The sequence below is a fragment of the Leptospira mayottensis 200901116 genome, from assembly GCF_000306675.2.
Classification (GTDB): Bacteria; Spirochaetota; Leptospiria; order Leptospirales; family Leptospiraceae; genus Leptospira; species Leptospira mayottensis.
Window position 1 is genome coordinate 1,951,746 of the sequence record NZ_CP024871.1, and the last position, 18,255, is coordinate 1,970,000.

An 18,255-nucleotide genomic window follows, 5' to 3' on the forward strand; every position below is an offset into this window, starting at 1 on the left:
ACAGAATGTTTCGAAACCGATTTCTCTTTGTTCCTTTTGTAATATTCATCATCGCATTCGGCATTGATAAACTGATCAGTTCTACGACGCTTGAGCCTTATTATTCTTTGACTCTTTCCGATCTAAATTTTAGGCATAAAGAATTTCTTTTTGAAGAGTTAAAAGATTATCTGAAAAAAGAAAACCGTAAAAAAGTTTTGGTTTATTTTGGAAATTCAAGAGCACTTCTTTTTAGAAACGATTATATTGAAAAAAAATACCCGAACTGGGTTTTATTCAATTTTTCCGTGCCTGGTGGTTCTCCCGATTATTATCTCTATTGGTTGGAAAAATTTCGATCCGATTCCGTAAAACCGGATTTTATCCTATTGGACGAATCAATAGAAATTTTTAACTCTTCTTCTGTGTTGACCCTGGACGAGGTACTTTTTTACGGACTCAGTCCATCCTTCGTGTTCAGACACGCGGATCGTTATTCTTCTTCGGATCTTACCGGATACATCGCAAAGAAATTATTTCATACGCATAAGAATCGACCGAGATTCAACGTGATCCGAGCAAGAGCAAAGGATGGAGGGCTTCTTGCCGCTGGTTACAGCAAACTTCGTTCAACAATTTGGGAGAATCTCAAAAAACAAAGGGGAAGTGCAACTTCGGATGCAAGCCCGAGGGTCATTTTACCCGCGGAACTTTTGAAAAAAAGATCAAATACCGATTTTAAATCGTATCTGACTCCGTTCACGTTCAATCCCAAGATGCTTGCCAATCAAGAAGACTCGATTCGAATTATAAAGGAAATCGGAGTCCCGTTTGCGACTATTTGGGTAAGAGTTGCACGTCCTTATTTCGAACTTTACAAAACCAGAAAAGTCCTCACGAGCGAGAAAGACGAAAAAACTCCATATGAAATTATGGTTCCTATTTTACAAAAATTGCATGAATCAACGGAAACGGAATTCTGGAATATGAACGAAGATTCGGAATATCGCTGCGACGACTTTAGCGATCCGGGCCACATGTCTCCGAGTTGTTTTAATGATTACGCAGATTTTATCTTTCAAAGACTTCCAAAATGAATTCGGGATGTTACGACTACGACGAAAAATTATATTCTTATAGCGAATTTTATGGTTGTAAAAATTAACTGATTCCAGCAAATCCGTTGAGCCTATCTCAAAAATACTTTATCTTTCTTAAAATACCGATTCTATTTTTATCTACATTCGATTTGAATTGAGAACACCTATCTGAAATTTCCAACTAAGAGGTGAATGTATTCACGGAGAGTTTATAATCCGTATTTTAAATCACGTTACAATTTCCGAAATCAATTTAGGAAGGATTTCTCCCGTTTTTCCTTGGACGAAAAGATCTACGGAAGAAGAGAAGGAAGAACGTTCCGGATTGACTTCAATAAGTATGGAGCCTGAACGTTTTGCAACCTGTGTCAAATACACTGGCATACTAACAAGACCGGAGGTTCCGAGAATCAGTAATAGATCCGTATTTTCCATTCTTTGAATTGAAAAATTTAGTTTTTCTTGGTCGTAACTTTCTCCGAACCAAACTACCCCTGGTCTTAAAAAATTTCCACAGAATCCACACTTAGGGGGAAGCAAGTTTTCCTCATTGAGAATTTTTTCGTTGGATTCTTGACCGCAAGATATACAACGATTGATAAAAATATTTCCATGCATTTCGAGTAACTTCTTAGAGCCTGCACGAATATGAAGTCCGTCCACATTTTGCGTGACTAGAAAAAAATCGGGATGTATTTCCTCCAACTCTGCAAGTGCCAGATGTCCACGATTCGGTCGTTTGGTGTCGATAACACTTCTTCTCCAAAGATACCATTCCCAAACTAACTTGGGATCCTTTTGAAAGGCTTGTGGAGTTGCTAAATCTTCGGCTCGAAAATTTTTCCAAAGACCACCGCTTCCTCGAAACGTAGGAATTCCACTTTCGGCGGAAATACCAGCTCCGGAAATCGCAGTGATTCTCTGAAATTTATCCTTATACTTCGATATAAATTCTTTCATAAAACAAGTTGAAGAGCGGATTTCACTTTCAACATAGATTCTTCCCCACATAGGATGTTTACGAGTTCTAAAGAAAATTCGAAGGCAGAACCGGGACCAATGCTTGTAACGATCTTTCCGGAAATTTCTAACCGGGAGCCAGTATAACCCGGTGTTTCGGATACAGTTCCCGGAAAAGAGGTAAAACGATCCTCAGGAGTTAGTATATTTTGATGTACTAAAATACTGGGTGCAGCACAGATAGCACCGATCCACTTATTCTCTTTTTTCGCTTTTTGGAGAAAATCGGCGATTTTGGGATCCGCTCCGAGAATTTTGGTTCCTCCAGCTCCGCCTGGAAGTACGATCATATCAAAATTTTTTAAATCTACCTCTCCTAAAGTTGTATCGGCTAGAAGACAAACTCCCCTGGAAGCTTTTACCGGTCCTTCCTTTAAGGAAGCACTCGTAACTTCCACACCAGCTCTGCGGAGAACATCTACGATGATAACCGCTTCCATTTCTTCCATTCCTTCTGCGAACGGTACCAGAACCTTAGGCATATGCTTCTCCTTTAGAACAAAATCAATCTTTAGAATCCTTTCAGGTTACGTTCAAGTTTCAGGATAATTCGTAATCGTCTCCATTAAAATAACAAATATATTCGATAAGCACCTAGTTAAAATTTTATTTTAAAACTTGTAGCCTCAAATACCAAAGAGACCACACTAAGTCGCCAATAACAAAATGCAGTGGTTCCCACAGATTACGTCTCTTTAGGGAGTTTATAAATTTTTAAATCATCTTTTCGCCGTTAAACTAGTAGGAACTCCTACATTCTAAGATTTTGGGACAAACTAAGCTTTATTATCATAAAGCACCCAAAATACAGTTCTAAAAACAGAAAATTTGTCTCAAATTCGCAGTATCTTATTTGTGTAAGGATCAATAATAGAAAATTCCCCAGGCTAATATAACAGATCAAAAGTGAGAGAATTTAATCCGAACGAATTTCTATCAAAGAGGTTTTGTGCCGGATCGTCCTTCTTTCATCGCGAATTCAATCATTTCTTCCGCTTCTCTTCCTAAATACCAATTGATGCAACGATGCGCCCCGTAAATCAGCGGGGTAATTGCAATTGCAACCCCGCATTTATATATGAAGTTGTTCGTGGAGATCTGATTGAGTTCCTGAAAACTGAGTTTGCCTCCGCCAAGCGCAATATAAATCACTACAAAAGAATCCACGAGCTGCGAAACGATCGTGGAACCGGTGGCTCGTAACCAAATATATTTGTTCTCGGTTTTTATTCTGAGAAAGTGAAAGATCTGAATATCAATCAATTGTCCGATCAAATACGCTACAATTGAACCGACGATGACCTTTCCCGAGTTCGAGAAAACTACATTGAAAGAATGGTTATCCACCGGAGAATTAGGGGCAGCCGGAATCAACATATCCAACATCAAAAGGAAGTAAGCCAGGAAGATCATCACCATTCCCAAAAGTGTGGTAAATCGAACTCCTTTTCTTCCATAGTATTCGTTGAGAAGATCGGTCACAATAAATGTAACCGGAAATGGTATTACACCCATCGTAAGTGTAAAACCGAAAGAAACAAAAAGTTTGGAACCTGTCACTTCTGCAAGGATCAAGAACGTCAAAAAGAAAGCATTTAGGATGATGAATAATTTTTGAGACTTAGAAAGAGGCATAAGCGGTTTTTTCCCTTTATCGCACGAATTCGTCAACTTGTAAAAAGAACCGTTTGACAACCTTTAACCCGGTAAATCTCTGGAAGTGAATTCTAAATTCCTCAACTTAGGAAACTTCTTTATTTTCTTAGATTTTGATTCGATAATAAAATTGTAACACAATGGCACACGAACAAGAAGACAAATACAATATTCCCGAAGATTTGATAAAACCAGTTTCCTTTCAAAAAGATTCAGAACCTAAACATAAAATCTTACTTTACTCCTTTACTTGGTTTTTATTATCCTCACTTTCCTTTTCCTTAGGGATTCATCTTCTCAAAAAGGGAAATTCCACTTTTTCAGGAGAGAATATTCGTGTGAGTTCTATCGGAGTCATAGACGAAATCCGAAATCTTTTCTCAATTCATAAAACAATGGATTCGTCCGAAACAAAAGATTCGTCTTCAAAATCGGAATCCAATTCTGGTTTTTTCTCATTTGAAGAAGACAATGATACGTCCGGGACTGAAGAAACTCTATTGCCAAAAGCGGATGAGAATACTAATTTCCGCGCTTCCACTTGGTTTTCAGATTACGAAGCTATGAGGAAAACCGTACATCTTTACAATGAAATCCACCCGTTTATCTACGGAATGAAAGGCCGTGAAACAAACAGCGGAGATCTTTATTCCAGTTGGGGAAGCTCTCAAAAACACGAACGTGTCACAGAGTTACGTAAACTCAATCCGAATGTCAAGATCATCCCTACGATTTTTCGCTGGGAAAATAAGTATGAAAAAATTTCCGAAAACATTGGAATGAAAGGTCGTAGCGATATTCGCGATAAACACCTCGCCAATATCCTTTACGAGCTGGATACATACGGTTACGACGGGATTGATATCGATTACGAAGGAATGAGTTGCGAGAAAAAAGAAAAATTCGAAGAATTCATTGTAATTCTTTCCAAGGAAATCCACAGACGTGGAAAAATTCTCTCCGTTGCAGTTCATCCAAAAACTCCGGCCAAAAAAGAATCCATGAAAGTCTGCAAAGGTCTAAAGGATAAGATCAAAATGGATTACGCGGAAAATTGGAGAGGGCCTATGACTCATGATTATGCCTTCCTTGCTAAATACGCAGATCGTATTAAGATTATGGCATACGAATTGCATCCTAGAAAATATAGAAACCCGGGTCCTGGACCCCAAGCACCAAACACCTGGATCAAAAGTATTATCGAATATGCGAAAGCAAGAGTTCCGTCTCGTCAGTTGTATATGGCCATTCCCACTTATGGATACGATTGGGCTTTAAATTGTAACTCGAAGATCAAATCGGTTTATTATCAGGATGCCGTTCGCAAAAGAGGGTTGGGAATCCATAGACAACCGACTAATATTGATCAGATTCTTGCAAACACTAAGAATTCCAGCTCCTGGACAAATCTTTCCAAATTTTCCTGGGTTCATACTGGAAAAACTTATGAGGATCCAAGTATCTGGTATAAATCAGAAGGTTGTGATCGTGTTGCATTTTACATGAATCGTAAAGCATTCGAAGATAAGATGAATCTTTTAAGACAATACGATTTGGGTGGATTCTCTTTCTGGCAATTGATAAGCGATAATGATCCAGGAATCAACGATTACCTAGAATTATTGGTTTCTAATAAACTTCCTCCTGTAGAAAAAGCGAAGGATCCCGTACAAGAACCCGCTACGGAACAAACCGTTCCGAAAGAAGCAAAAATGGATCGTCAACATCATTCGGAGAAATTTGCCAGAAAACAAGGTTGATACTCTTATTACGGACTCTCCTTCCGAAGCGGCAAAAATCCTGCTTGAAGGAGGGATTGTCGTTTTTCCCACCGAAACAGTTTACGGAATAGGGGCATCCGCTTTGAACTTCAAAGCCTGCAAGAAAATCTATGAAGTTAAAAATAGACCCTCTGATAATCCTCTCATCCTTCACGTAGAAAATCTTGTCTCCTTAAAAGCTTGCGGAAACATCAATAAGAAAGCCGACCTTGTATTTCAAAATTTTTCTCCCGGGCCTATCACGGGCATTTTTACAAAGAGAAATCAAGATCTTTTTACCGCTGGCTTAAATACGGTTGCTTTAAGGATCCCATCCAATCCAACAGCACAGTTATTTTTGAATTTATGCGGTATTCCGGTCGCAGCTCCCTCTGCAAACCTCTCAGGAAAACCATCCTTAACAAAAATTGAATATATCTTAGAAGAGTTTTCCGGTAAGGTAGACTGTATTTTAAGAGGAGAAGAACCAAAGATAGGAATCGAATCGACCGTAATCGACTTCAGTTCCGAACCTCCGCTTCTCCTTCGTCCCGGTTTTGTAGACCGAAACGACCTTTTGAAAATATTACCGGATCTTAAAGGGATTGAATCGTTTAACGCATTGAGCGAAGCACCCAGAAGTCCGGGTCTTAAATACAGACATTACGCTCCCGTTTGCAAAGTCGTATTAAAGGATTCTTTAAAGGGAATTTCTAGAAATTTTGCACAAATCGGTTTTCACTTCGAATCGGAATCAATGTTTCAGGTTTTGGTTTCTTCCAATGAAGAATATATGAAGTCCATTTACTCCTTTTTTGTGGAATGCGATCGTAAGGGAATTAAGGAAGCATGGTGTGAAATTCCTAAAGATGGAAATGGAAAAGAAGCTTTAATCAATCGAATTTCAAAAGCCGTTTCGAAGTAGGTGTTTGTTTCGGGACAGACTTTTAATCCAACACACCCATCTTAAAGAAAAATTTTTTAGAAGTAGATTACAAAAAAGAATCCATTCCTAAACAAAAGATTTACAACATTTTTTAGCAAGACTTGAATAGATTGGTCTTTCAACAAAGATATTTCATTTGCAATTCGATCTCAAAGAATTAGTTGGCTCCTCGTTCTTATAAGAAAACTTCTCGACTTGTGGTAATTATAAGACCTCGTGCACCTATTTCGAATTACGAATATGTAATACCTTGTAGGAACTCTCACAAGATATTACACAGTAAACCAGGATACTTTCCCTAAATATGAAGGCGCACTATTGGATTCTTGCCAAATTAAACAAAAATCCTGAGATCATTACTCAACCTTGGTTCCAAAACGCAGATCGCAACAAGAACTCTACTTCCGTGCATTGAAATTTTCTTTTCAAGGGATCTATCATCTTGATCGAAGTGGATTGTAAAACCTCCGGGAAAGAAGAATTGAAATTTTCACCCAGTCGATTTATTAAAAACCCAGGCTTTAAAGATCTAAGAAAATTTTGAAATGTGAAAAGGGCGGGTAAGTATCGAATCTCCAACCGTTGTGTTTTCAATTCTTGTTTAATATCTTCTAATAAACCCCAAAAGTCCGTGATGGAATCAATCATCTTTTCCTTTAAAAATTGACTAGGTGTGAAAACTCTTCCTTGACCGAACCGTTTATCCAAAGTCGAAATTGAAATTTTTCTCGCATCGGCGACTCGCTTATAAAAAAGTCCTTCGGATTCCTTGATTTCTTGCCTCATTAGTTTTCTGGATTCTGGATGAATCGGTCCATACTCGGAAAGAAGATCTCTGTATTTGTAAAAACCGACTCTGTCCTTCGTTACTCCCAGCTTGGAGTAAAAGTTTTTCAGATCCAAACGAAGAGAAAGGCTACCGATACTTCCAACGATTCCATATGGAGAGGCATAAATTTTTGAAGCCCCACAGGAAAGATAATAACCCCCGCTTGCCGAAACATTTTGTATATATGCGTAAACCGGTTTCTTTTTTTGTAATTTCAGAATTTCTTGATAGAGTAGTTCCGAAACAAAGGCTGAACCTCCGGGAGAATCCACCTCCAAAACGACCGCTTTTACGGAGGCTTCGTCTCTCAGTTCCTTGAGTGCATTTCGAACTGCGTAATACGAAATTCCATCTGTTTTACCTTCCCCCTTGCCGATTGTATCGTGATGAATCGTTCCTTTGAGTGGAAGAATTGCGACGATCGGAGCTCTCTTGGGAAGTAATTTAAAATTTCTTAATTTAGAAAAACGATATAAAGAAGAAAGGGTCAATTCTTTTGCAAGCGGTTTTTGATCTTCTTTTTCGTTTTCGTAATTTAAATAAAGAAAATTCTCCTTAAAATCCTCTTCGTTTAGAAATCCGGTGATGAATTTTCTTTCCTTGAGTGTTTTTGCAGATAGAAAAGGTTCAGAGAAAGTTTTAAGTGCAAAACCTGTATAACGTTTAAAAAGAGACTCCAAATCGTCCGTCATCTGTTTTAAGAGAGAGTTTAAATTTTCGCGCGCTTTCGGTGAGAATTTATCCCTTTGAAAGGATTCTCCAAAGGATTTATACGGCCCACTTTGGAAAGTTTCCACTTTTACTCCCCATTTTTTGCCAGCATTTCCGAAAAAAAATGATTCTGTAGAGGGTAAAACGGGAAAAAATTCAGACGATTCCGAACTAAATCTTTCATTACAGATTCCTAAAAGAAACAAGGATTTGAGTCCACCAGTAAGTGCAAATCCCTCTAGAGTGATTCCGGATTCTTTCAGAATTTGTAACCTTTCCGCTATGCTTAAAACTTCACTGAACCCGTATTCCGGTTGCTGAATCAAAACCGAAACCTTTTTCAATCCGGGGACTTGAGAGAGTAGTTTGAGCTCCAACAGAAAATCCGTGAAAAAAGCATTTTCTTCTTTGGAAGAAAGTAGTCTCATTAAAAAAGATTTACGATAGTTTGTAAATTCAGATGGAATTTCCAAAAAGTAGTGACGATTCGATAATAATCGAAATCGAATCCAACGGATCAGTTGAAAAACGAGTCGGAACGGAATCAGCACGATTTGGAGAAAATTTAGAAACATGACGCCAGTTTGATAATTAGATTCTTCCTGAAAAAGAAGAATTTCTTTTAGGAAAGGAGTTTTCAGATTTTAGTACACCGTAAATTCTAAAAAGAGAGAGGGTATTTCATTGCAGGAAATTAGGATTCGCGGGGCAAGAGAACACAACCTTAAAAATATTAACGTGGATATTCCCAGAGATAAGCTTGTAGTTATTACGGGTTTATCCGGTTCCGGAAAATCTTCTCTCGCTTTTGACACAATCTATGCAGAAGGCCAGAGAAGATACGTAGAAAGTTTGTCTGCTTATGCCAGACAATTTCTGGGCCAAATGGAAAAACCGGATCTAGATTTGATCGAAGGCCTTTCTCCCGCAATCTCCATCGAACAAAAAACCACTCACAGAAACCCAAGATCCACCGTCGGAACAGTTACAGAAATCTACGATTATCTCAGACTTTTATACGCAAGAGTGGGGAAACCTCATTGTCCAGAATGTGGAACTCCGATTCAATCCATGTCCGTCGATCAAATCACTGCACGGGTTCTTGCATTTCCGCAGGGAAGTAAATTACAGATTCTTGCACCTATCGTTGCGGGTAAAAAAGGAGAACATAAAGACGTCCTAGAAAAAATTCGTAAAGACGGTTTTAACCGGGTAAGAATTAACGGAGAGATACGAACTCTCGACGAGGAAATCGTACTCAAGAAAAATTTTAAGACTTCCATTGAAATCGTAGTCGACCGAATCGTGATGAAAGACGGAATCCGAAGCCGTCTGGCCGATTCGGTAGAAACCGCACTCAAACAATCCGAAGGACTCGTGATCTTGGACGATGGTTCTAAGGATCATATCCTTTCTCAGAAGATGGCTTGTCCGAACGGACATGATATCGGTTTTACCGAACTTTCTCCTCGAATGTTTTCCTTCAATTCCCCTTATGGAGCTTGTGAGACCTGCGACGGCTTGGGAAGTCTATTGGAATTCGACGAGGACCTTTTGATCAACGATCCGGAACTTTCCTTGGTCGACGGTTGTATCGAGGCTTGGGCCGGTTCCAAAAGTAACGGCTTTTGGTTTATGGCGACCCTCAAATCCTTATCCGATTCCTTGGAGTTTAAAATGAACACTCCGTGGAAAAATCTTCCTGAAAAAACGAGACAAACTATTCTCTATGGAGATAAGAAGATCAAAATCGAATACGATTTTCGGGGAGCCAATTCTCATTATGAATTCACAAAAGAATACGAGGGTGTAATCCCCAATTTGCAAAGAAGATACAAGGATACAAAATCAGATTCAATGCGACAGTGGTTCGAATCTTACATGACCAATCATCCTTGTCCTTCCTGCAAAGGGAAACGTCTAAAACGGGAAAGTCTTTCCGTAAAAGTGCATAATGTTCCAGTGGACGAATTCACTTCGTATTCCATCGAAAGGGCCTTAAACTTTGTTCAAAATCTGAAAGTCACCGGAGCCGAAGAAGTGATCGCAAAACCAATTTTGAAGGAGATTCATCAGAGACTTTCCTTCTTAAATGACGTCGGAGTCGGTTACTTAACCCTGGAAAGAAGCGCGGGTTCCTTGTCGGGAGGAGAAGCACAGCGTATCCGACTTGCAACTCAGATCGGTTCAAGATTGATGGGTGTTCTTTACATTCTGGATGAACCTTCCATCGGTCTGCATCAAAGAGATAATACAAAACTCATCTCCACTCTCAAAAACTTAAGAGATCTAGGAAACACGGTTCTTGTAGTCGAACACGATCACGAAACAATGGAAGAATCGGATTGGTTGATCGATATGGGACCAGGGGCAGGGATCCATGGTGGTTCTATCGTTTGTGCGGGAACTCCTGCCAACGTAGCAAAACACAAGGATTCTCTAACCGGAAAGTATCTTTCGGGAAGAAGAAATGTTCCGATTCCAGTAAAACTCCGGGAAGGAAATGGAAGCCAGCTTCAAATCATCGGAGCCAAAGAAAACAATCTCAAGAATATAGACGTAAATATCCCTCTAGGTAAGTTAGTCGTCATTACAGGTGTTTCCGGATCCGGAAAGTCGACTCTCATCAACGATATTCTTTACAACGCCGCCGCTCACAAGGTGATGAAGATGAAAACCTTGGCGGGAAAACATAAGACGATCAAGGGTTTTGAAAATATCGACAAGATCATAAATATAGACCAATCCCCCATTGGACGAACTCCCCGCTCCAATCCCGCGACATATACCGGACTTTTTACACCGATTCGGGAAATGTTCGCAGGACTTGAAGAAGCAAAACTGAGAGGATACGGGCCCGGAAGATTTAGCTTCAACGTAAGCGGGGGGCGTTGTGAAACTTGCGAAGGTGATGGGATTCTGAAAATAGAAATGCACTTTTTACCAGACGTATATGTGACCTGCGAAGTTTGCAAAGGAAAACGATACAACCAAGAAACATTAGAAGTTCGTTATAAAGGGAAAAATATATTTGACGTTCTTGAAATGACCGTAGAGGACGCAAATCAATTTTTCGAAAACATTCCCATCGTAAAAAGAAAATTGGAAACCCTTTTGGAAGTAGGACTAGGTTACATCCGGCTCGGGCAACCCGCTACTACGTTTTCAGGTGGAGAAGCCCAAAGAATCAAACTTGCCACAGAACTTTCCAAAAGACCCACAGGAAAAACCCTTTACATTTTGGACGAACCAACAACGGGACTTCACTTTGAAGACGTTAGACATCTTTCAGAAGTCCTTCACACTCTTGTAGATCGAGGAAATTCCATGATCGTAATAGAACACAATTTAGATGTGATTAAACAAGCAGACTGGATTGTGGATATGGGACCCGAAGGAGGGGATGGGGGAGGACTTATTATAGCGGAAGGGATTCCGAAAGACGTGGCAAAAGTAAAAAATTCCTATACAGGTCAATATCTTAAGAAAGTCTTTGCATCCGAAAACGGTAAATCCTCTGTATCGAGCGGCTCTTCGAATAAAAACGGGATGCAGAAAAAAAATCCGCCCGGGAAACAAAACAAAAAGTGAATCGTTAAAATACCCAACGAGGCATTATGAACCTGAAAGAATTCTTATCTTCTATTCCATTCAATGAATATAAAACCGTTTTTAGGGACGCACTTCCATACTTAGTGGAAGAAGGATACTTTGAAGCAATCGCTGGAGGTTCCTTTGAAACGTTTCATAAAAAAATTTATCAATTAGGCTCTTATCCGAGAGGAATTGGGCTCGGAATCGCAATGATGGCGCAAACCAATGTTGCAGGAAGAATTTTAAAATTTGTTTCAGACGGTTTTTTAAACGAAAACGGAACGATCCGAGTTTTTCAGAGAGAAGAAACGATCTCAATTGGCACCAAACTCTTAAAGGATATAAGTTCCGGGAAAGATATTATTTCCATGGGAGTTAGCGAATCGGGATGGAAAGGAAGAATTTCTAATATCACCACTAAATATCGGATCGAAAATAATCGAATTATCCTGAGTCTATCCAAGTCTTTTTTAACGAATGGTGCAAATTGTAGCGGATTTTTGATCGTAGCAAAATCACCTTCCGAAACATTCGACGTGATTTACATAGCCCGTGATTCTTACGGTCTTGAATTGGAAGTATTCGATCTAGAATACGCCAAAGAAGCGACTCACTGTAGGCTTAAAGGGAACGATTTGTCCCTTCCTTTGAAAAATTTATTCTTTTTTAACTACCAAAACTTTGCGCCCGAAATTCATCTCTCGGAAATGTTATCCGCTTCAGCACTTTTTTGTGGCTACGTGGATTTCATCCTAAAAACTCTTTTGAAAGAGAAAAAAGACGTGGACCCAAGAATCGCAGGAAAAATCATAGATATTCAACAATTATTATATTCAAAAGTTATTGATATATCCAAAAAAAAGGATCAAGATCCGAATTTCAGAATGGAGGAAATTCACCCTTACGGTTATGAAACGGCCTTGGATTTGATTTACTCCTGGCTTACGGACTTGGTAAGCGGAGTAGAATTATCTAACATGTTTCCGGATATAGGACTTTTTTATTCCATTCATCCAGGTAAAACTCCCATCTATCAAAAGAACATTCTAAAAAAGATAAGGTCCTTACGTTAAAACAAATTTTACTAACGGCAGTGAAGAAAAGAATTAACTTTTCCTAAACTTTCAAATTGAAACGTTTACAAAACACGAAATTCTAAACGAACGAACACCTTAAGAAAATTGAAATCTTTAAAACAGACACAACTTTGAAAGTTGTCTAAGACAGGATTGGAATATATCAAGTTCGTCTTGGAGCATCAAATACACGTTTTATTGGATCTTCAAGTTTAAACTCTTCTAATTGAAAAAAGTTCATTTGAAGATGTCTATCTTTCGCGGTCGATCAATCAGTGTTTCAGTTTAAAAAGACATTGCGATGACTATTGTCAGGTAAGCTTGGTTTAAATGTATCATGACTCTCATAAGATATTTCGGAGGTGATCTTTGGTAATTTGCACTCTTTGATGTATCGGCCTCCTAAAAAGAGTTTTTATTTTTTAATCAAAAAATGTTCCCAAGGAAATCCTTCGAGGAAAATTCTGATTACAAAGATTATTAAAATACATTTCATTATTTTAATAATCTCATTACTTAAGAAACATGAATGATATGTAATCTGTTTTTAAATTTTACTTGTAATAAATTTAAAATTTTCAAAAATTTCACAAGTAAAAATGAATTCTATGAAAACAATCAATTACATAAAATTATCAACTTTGATTATAATCATTCTATTAGGAAATTCAAATGTTTATGCCTGGGGACATCAGGGACACAAAGCAATTGGAATTATTGCGCAACATCTATTGGCTAATTCTAAAGCGTTTGAAGAAATCAATAAAATTCTAGGAAGTTTAACTTTAGAAGAAATTTCAACATGTCCTGATGAACTTAGAGTATTCCAATCTGAAAAGAAGCCGATGAGCCCAGTTTGTAATCAAATCTTTACTAATCCCGAGCCCCCTACAAATACCGGTTCATGGCATTTTATAGACATTCCCGTTTCACAGTTCAACCCTACACACGAAGATATAGCAAAAGCTTGTAAATCTTCTTGTGTACTCACGGAGATTGATAGATGGAGCAATATATTAGCAGATACTACTCAGGCTAATGCAAAAAGATTACAGGCTCTTTCATTTGTTGTGCATTTTATTGGAGACATACACCAACCTTTGCATGTTGCGGAAAGAAATCATGATTTTGGCGGCAATAAAGTAAAAGTGAGAATTGGGAGATATAAAACGAATTTACACAGTTTTTGGGATACAAATTTAGTAAATTATATTAGTACAAATCCTATTTCAACGACTATCCTTCTAAAATCAGATATAGCCTTTGCACAAACTGAAGCACAAACTACTCCGGAAGCCTGGGTGCTCCAGGGTTTTCAATTTGCTCGTAATGTTGCTTATGACGGAATTCCCATCGATTATTCTTCTGTTGTAAGGATTTCAAATACATATATCCAGAACGCTATACCGGTAGTGAAACACCAACTGGCAAGTGCAGGAGTCAGATTATCACAGCACCTCACTAATATATTTTCAAGTTCTAGAAAGTAACATAAAAATAGAATAAACATTAAATTTAATCCTAATAGTTCTAATTTTAACAGAGCGCTCTTAAAATTTTAATGCCTTCTTTTTCAATTTTATCAAAAACTCTTGCTGCTACCATATTTGTTGTCAGCGTTCGCGATAGGCACCCGAATTGGGGAGCAAGGAAACTTTTGTGGCATTAAAAGAAAAGTATCCAAGAGCCAAATCCTGGCCGGCACCAAGTACAATTGGCGATATCCTTAAAAGAAAAGGATTAGTTCGTAAAATACGTCGTAGGAAAAAAACTCCTGAAAGTCTTTTTCCATTTTCTGATGTAAAGTCTCCCAATGACGTTTGGTGTGCAGACTTCAAAGGTCACTTTACTGTTGGGAACGGAAAACGTTGTGATCCATTGACGATCACAGATGCTCATAGCCGCTTTCTATTAGGATGTCAAATCCTGAAGAAAACGGATGGAGAAAGCACCAGGCGGGTATTTGAGAGAGTTTTTAAAGAATATGGAATGCCATTGGCCATCAAGACAGATAACGGAAGTCCATTTGCATCAAGGGCCATTGGAGGATTGAGTAAGTTATCCGTTTGGTGGTTAAAGTTAGGGATTCGACCTGAACGAATTCAGCCAGGTAAACCTCAACAAAACGGTCGCCATGAAAGAATGCACAGAACCTTGAAACAAGAGACCGCGTTACCGGCTCGATCTTCTCTTAAAGAACAACAAGAAGCATTTGATCGGTTTAGAAGTGAATACAATTTAGAAAGGCCGCATGAGGCTTTGGAATATAAAACTCCTGGAAAAATCTATATGCCTTCAGAAAGAATTTTTCCATTAAGAATTCCTGAAATAGCGTATGCCACCAATATAGTAGTAGAAACAGTCTTAGATAATGGAACCGCCAAATACGGTCCATTTAGAATTTTCTTTGGTTCTCCATTGATCGGCGAACGGGTTGGTTTTGAAGAAGTCTCAGAGCGTTTGTGTAAGATCTATTTTACAAACGCAGTTCTGGGTATGTTAGATTTATTTACAGGAAAAGTATTGAAATACGAAACACCTGTGTACAACTACAACGAATAAGTGTCACCCATGTCTCCGGTCTAGAGTGTACCGATGTGCCAGAACATACAATCTGTCTCATAGTTTTTAGAGACATAATACCTATTATCGGAAGTTCCTTATTTCCTCATTTAAAAATATACTTGAACCACTGAACGTTTCCTCACCTAAAAACCTACACGAAACCTAATCAAAAATCAGCACTCTTTTAAGTGAGAGGCTGTAAACATGAAACTATCTTTAGAGGAACGTAAGGTTATGATTAAGGTATTTCGAGAAAGATACAGATACGCCACTAAGAAAGAAAAGATAAGCATACTCAACGAGTTCGTGAGCCTGTCGGGCTTTAACAGAAATTATGCTTCTCAAGTTCTTAGAAAAAAAGAAGTTCTAAAAAAACTTTCGACTAAACCCAAAGCACAGAATAAAAGAACAGTTTACTATGATGCATCTGTTCGAAAAGTTTTAGAAGATCTCTGGAAACTTTTGGATCACATTTGTAGTAAAAGATTAGTCCACGCAATTCCAGAAACAATTAAGAATCTAGAGAGGTTTCAGACCTACAAAATTTCTAAAGAAATAAAACAAAAACTGTTAAAAATCAGTGCTTCCACAATTGAAAGGCTTTTAGTTCCAATTCGAAAAAAGCTTGGAATCAAAGGAACCTCGATGACGAAACAAAATAAATATCTTATCGATCGAATTCCGATTAAAACTTTTGGAGAATGGAAAGACTCTCTTCCTGGATTTACACAGATTGATTTAATCGCTCATAACGGCGGGAATGTTTTCGGAGGTTTTTTCTCCACCCTCTGCGCCACAGATGTTTGTACAGGCTGGACGATTTGTATCCTTGTACGCGATAAAACGATGCTACAGATGCTCAAAGCCCTTATAGGGCTAAAAAACGTATTTCCTTATCCTCTCTTAGGGATTCACTCTGACAACGGTTCTGAATTCATTAATGAATCAATCATTCGATTTTCCGAAAAGTATCATCTAATCTTTACACGTGGCCGTCCTTACAAAAAGAACGATAACCCTCACGTAGAACAAAAAAACTTTTCAGTTGTTCGAAGAAATACTGGTTATCTCAGATTCGATAAATCAGAACACTTCGAAATTTTAGTAAAACTTTATTCTTTATTAAGAGGTTGTCCCAAAACCTCCTTGTACTTGTAGTCTCAGGAAATAGATATGACATATGAAATCAGATTTAGGTCATTTAGATATCCCTGAAGAGATTTGGAAACGCCTTCATCCCTTGCTACCAAAGCGTAAAACAAACTCCAAGAAAGGAGGTCGTCCTCGGCTTGATGATAGAGTGGCGATGGCCGCAATATTTTACAGGGTAAGAACAGGAATTCAATGGAGATATATACCTCCGATGTTCGGTTCAAAATCAACGTTACATAGAAGATTTCAGGAATGGGTAGCCAGCGGAGTTTTTGATAAAATTGAAAAAGAAGCATTAAAACTTTATGAGCGCACTGTTAAAATTAGAACTAAAAGAATGGCATCTGATGGTAGCTTCGCAAGAGCTCCCAAAGGGGGGCTTTCACGGGTCCAAACCCGACGGATCGCGGCAAAAGAGGCCTTAAAAGGCATATTCTCGTCGATCGGCGTGGAGCACCTGTAGCTTTTGTAATCGCTTCGGCAGGAACTCACGATTCTAAATTACTTTTTCCTACTTTAGAAAAGTTCAAAGTATTTAGAAACAAAAAATTGCTTAAACCAGAAATCCTTTCTTTAGATAAGGCTTACTCTAACAAAACGATTAAGAACAATTTAAAAAAGAAGAATATTCAATATCGAATTCCAAATAAAAAGAATGCGAGAAATCCTGAATGGATTGCTCCGCTAAATCCTTTTAGATGGACAGTCGAACGTACTTTTGCTTGGTTTAATGCATTTAGAGCCATAAAAACTTGTTGGGAATTCAAATTTGAAAATTATAAGGCATTATTCCAAATCGCATTTGCTATCATTTTAATTAGAATGTCCTGGAAATAGGTTTTGGGACAAGCTCTAAATCTTTATAATAATTACTTCTTGCCGGTTATGATGTTAAAAGAAAAGCATCGCATTGGTTCAAAATCAATGCGAAAATACGATATTCCAAATGAGATGCCCCCGTTTTTAGTACCAGTGTAAAGTGTCAAAATCCACTTAAGCAGAGCGTCTTAAATATTCCTCCGGAGTAAGTCCCCCAAGAGAACTATGTGGCCTTTCAGAATTATAGAAATTTCTCCAATCCTCGACAAGGCGCTGTGCTTCTTCAATATTCTTAAACCAATTTTCATTTAAACATTCGTTTCGCATTTTTCCGTTAAAGCTCTCGATGAAGGCATTCTCAGTAGGCTTACCCGGCGTAATAAAATGAATATCGACTCCTTTTTCAAAAGCCCATCGTAAAAAAGCTTTTGATGTGAATTCGGGACCGTTATCCACAACGATTTGTTTTGGCAGGCTACGGACTTCAGATACTTCATTCAAAATTCTTACTAATCGTTCCGAAGTGATTGAGAATTCCACCTGCGTTGCCACGGCGAATCGTCCAAAGTCATCGATGATATTCAATATTCTGAATTTTCTTCCCGAGTAGAGTGAATCCGACATGAAATCCATCGACCACCTTTCCTCCGGTTTCTTAGGAACAATCTTTGGAATCGCAGGTAACGATACTCTCTTTCGTTTCGGTTTGATTCGGTATTTTAAGCCCAATGCTGAATACAAGCGATAGATTCGTTTATGGTTTACTCGTTCTTCTTGCCGAATAAAATCATGAATCTGTCTGTATCCCGCCCTTTTATGCTTATACGCTAAAGTGAGAATTCGATCCTTCAATTCCATGTTTTTGTCCTGAAGCCTGGAACGATGTCGAAAGCCGGTTCTGGAGATTTGCAAAAGACGGCAGGATTTCCGTTCTCCAAGCCGCGTTTTGATTAACAGGAGCGCCTCTCGTTTCTGCTCACGGCTCACCACTTTTTTTCGAGTAACATCTTGATCGCTTCATTTTCTAAAGCTAACTCTGCATACAGTT

Annotated in this window: 12 protein-coding genes and 2 pseudogenes (1 of these 14 cut by a window edge); 9 read left to right on the plus strand and 5 right to left on the minus strand. The window is 38.4% G+C overall.

The window, feature by feature from the left end:
• Positions 1-5 precede the first annotated feature (5 nt).
• Positions 6-1,076: a DUF1574 domain-containing protein gene (locus tag LEP1GSC190_RS08800; protein WP_002763768.1), complete on the plus strand. Its 1,071-nt coding sequence runs from the start codon at positions 6-8 to the stop codon at positions 1,074-1,076.
• A gap of 231 nt (positions 1,077-1,307) precedes the next feature.
• Here the strand turns inward: LEP1GSC190_RS08800 and LEP1GSC190_RS08805 are convergent, their stop codons facing one another.
• The 3 genes from LEP1GSC190_RS08805 to LEP1GSC190_RS08815 all read right to left on the minus strand — a co-directional run bounded on the left by LEP1GSC190_RS08805 (position 1,308) and on the right by LEP1GSC190_RS08815 (position 3,734).
• On the minus strand, positions 1,308-2,039 hold the full coding sequence (locus LEP1GSC190_RS08805) for an SIR2 family NAD-dependent protein deacylase (protein ID WP_002763781.1): 732 nt from the start codon (positions 2,037-2,039) through the stop codon (positions 1,308-1,310).
• The gene (locus LEP1GSC190_RS08810; RefSeq protein ID WP_002763772.1) at positions 2,036-2,581 is read right to left on the minus strand and encodes a DJ-1 family glyoxalase III; all 546 of its coding nucleotides are present in this window, start codon (positions 2,579-2,581) and stop codon (positions 2,036-2,038) included. The genes LEP1GSC190_RS08805 and LEP1GSC190_RS08810 overlap by 4 nt, the downstream gene beginning before the upstream one ends.
• Before the next feature lie 454 nt (positions 2,582-3,035).
• The gene (locus LEP1GSC190_RS08815; RefSeq protein ID WP_004280720.1) at positions 3,036-3,734 is read right to left on the minus strand and encodes a queuosine precursor transporter; all 699 of its coding nucleotides are present in this window, start codon (positions 3,732-3,734) and stop codon (positions 3,036-3,038) included.
• Between the two features lie 161 nt (positions 3,735-3,895).
• Between LEP1GSC190_RS08815 and LEP1GSC190_RS08820 the strand changes: the two genes are divergently transcribed.
• Both LEP1GSC190_RS08820 and LEP1GSC190_RS08825 read left to right on the plus strand, forming a co-directional pair.
• Positions 3,896-5,515, plus strand: a complete 1,620-nt coding sequence (locus LEP1GSC190_RS08820; RefSeq protein WP_004280832.1) for a glycosyl hydrolase family 18 protein — start codon at positions 3,896-3,898, stop codon at positions 5,513-5,515.
• On the plus strand, positions 5,496-6,440 hold the full coding sequence (locus LEP1GSC190_RS08825; RefSeq protein WP_002763850.1) for an L-threonylcarbamoyladenylate synthase: 945 nt from the start codon (positions 5,496-5,498) through the stop codon (positions 6,438-6,440). The genes LEP1GSC190_RS08820 and LEP1GSC190_RS08825 overlap by 20 nt, the downstream gene beginning before the upstream one ends.
• A 381-nt stretch (positions 6,441-6,821) precedes the next feature.
• Here the strand turns inward: LEP1GSC190_RS08825 and sppA are convergent, their stop codons facing one another.
• The gene (gene sppA / locus LEP1GSC190_RS08830; protein WP_004280791.1) at positions 6,822-8,576 is read right to left on the minus strand and encodes a signal peptide peptidase SppA; all 1,755 of its coding nucleotides are present in this window, start codon (positions 8,574-8,576) and stop codon (positions 6,822-6,824) included.
• Positions 8,577-8,685: 109 nt separating this feature from the next.
• On the opposite strand from sppA, the gene uvrA reads away from it, so the two are divergent.
• From uvrA to LEP1GSC190_RS08860, 6 genes and pseudogenes are all read left to right on the plus strand, one after another.
• Positions 8,686-11,592: an excinuclease ABC subunit UvrA gene (gene uvrA / locus LEP1GSC190_RS08835; protein ID WP_002761990.1), complete on the plus strand. Its 2,907-nt coding sequence runs from the start codon at positions 8,686-8,688 to the stop codon at positions 11,590-11,592.
• Positions 11,593-11,618: 26 nt separating this feature from the next.
• Positions 11,619-12,668, plus strand: a complete 1,050-nt coding sequence (locus tag LEP1GSC190_RS08840) for an acyl-CoA dehydrogenase family protein (protein WP_002761989.1) — start codon at positions 11,619-11,621, stop codon at positions 12,666-12,668.
• Positions 12,669-13,279: 611 nt separating this feature from the next.
• On the plus strand, positions 13,280-14,161 hold the full coding sequence (locus LEP1GSC190_RS08845; protein ID WP_036035643.1) for a S1/P1 nuclease: 882 nt from the start codon (positions 13,280-13,282) through the stop codon (positions 14,159-14,161).
• A 131-nt stretch (positions 14,162-14,292) separates the two neighbouring features.
• Positions 14,293-15,233: pseudogene (locus tag LEP1GSC190_RS08850) on the plus strand (integrase core domain-containing protein); the annotation flags it as partial.
• A gap of 237 nt (positions 15,234-15,470) precedes the next feature.
• A pseudogene (locus LEP1GSC190_RS08855) lies at positions 15,471-16,352 on the plus strand (ISNCY family transposase); the annotation flags it as partial.
• 64 nt (positions 16,353-16,416) lie between these two features.
• A protein-coding gene (locus LEP1GSC190_RS08860; protein WP_100224632.1) for an IS5 family transposase occupies positions 16,417-17,225 on the plus strand; the annotation gives its coding sequence in 2 pieces (ribosomal slippage) (positions 16,417-16,756 and positions 16,756-17,225; 810 coding nt in all).
• A gap of 156 nt (positions 17,226-17,381) precedes the next feature.
• Here LEP1GSC190_RS08860 and LEP1GSC190_RS08865 read toward each other — a convergent pair.
• Positions 17,382-18,255 (minus strand): IS3 family transposase gene (locus tag LEP1GSC190_RS08865; protein WP_420844300.1). Its coding sequence is split into 2 segments (ribosomal slippage): positions 17,382-18,217 and positions 18,217-18,255, totalling 1,074 coding nucleotides; it runs 199 nt beyond the window's last position; the frame shifts between segments, so codons are not numbered across the junction.

What these genes read in the sequence shown, in the direction of transcription:
- LEP1GSC190_RS08800 (WP_002763768.1), top strand. Translation starts at nt 6, where the DNA reads ATGTTTCGAAACCGATTTCTCTTTGTTCCTTTTGTAATATTCATCATC.
- LEP1GSC190_RS08805 (WP_002763781.1), bottom strand. Translation starts at nt 2,039, where the DNA reads ATGAAAGAATTTATATCGAAGTATAAGGATAAATTTCAGAGAATCACT.
- LEP1GSC190_RS08810 (WP_002763772.1), bottom strand. Translation starts at nt 2,581, where the DNA reads ATGCCTAAGGTTCTGGTACCGTTCGCAGAAGGAATGGAAGAAATGGAA.
- LEP1GSC190_RS08815 (WP_004280720.1), bottom strand. Translation starts at nt 3,734, where the DNA reads ATGCCTCTTTCTAAGTCTCAAAAATTATTCATCATCCTAAATGCTTTC.
- LEP1GSC190_RS08820 (WP_004280832.1), top strand. Translation starts at nt 3,896, where the DNA reads ATGGCACACGAACAAGAAGACAAATACAATATTCCCGAAGATTTGATA.
- sppA (WP_004280791.1), bottom strand. Translation starts at nt 8,576, where the DNA reads ATGTTTCTAAATTTTCTCCAAATCGTGCTGATTCCGTTCCGACTCGTT.
- LEP1GSC190_RS08840 (WP_002761989.1), top strand. Translation starts at nt 11,619, where the DNA reads ATGAACCTGAAAGAATTCTTATCTTCTATTCCATTCAATGAATATAAA.
- LEP1GSC190_RS08845 (WP_036035643.1), top strand. Translation starts at nt 13,280, where the DNA reads ATGAAAACAATCAATTACATAAAATTATCAACTTTGATTATAATCATT.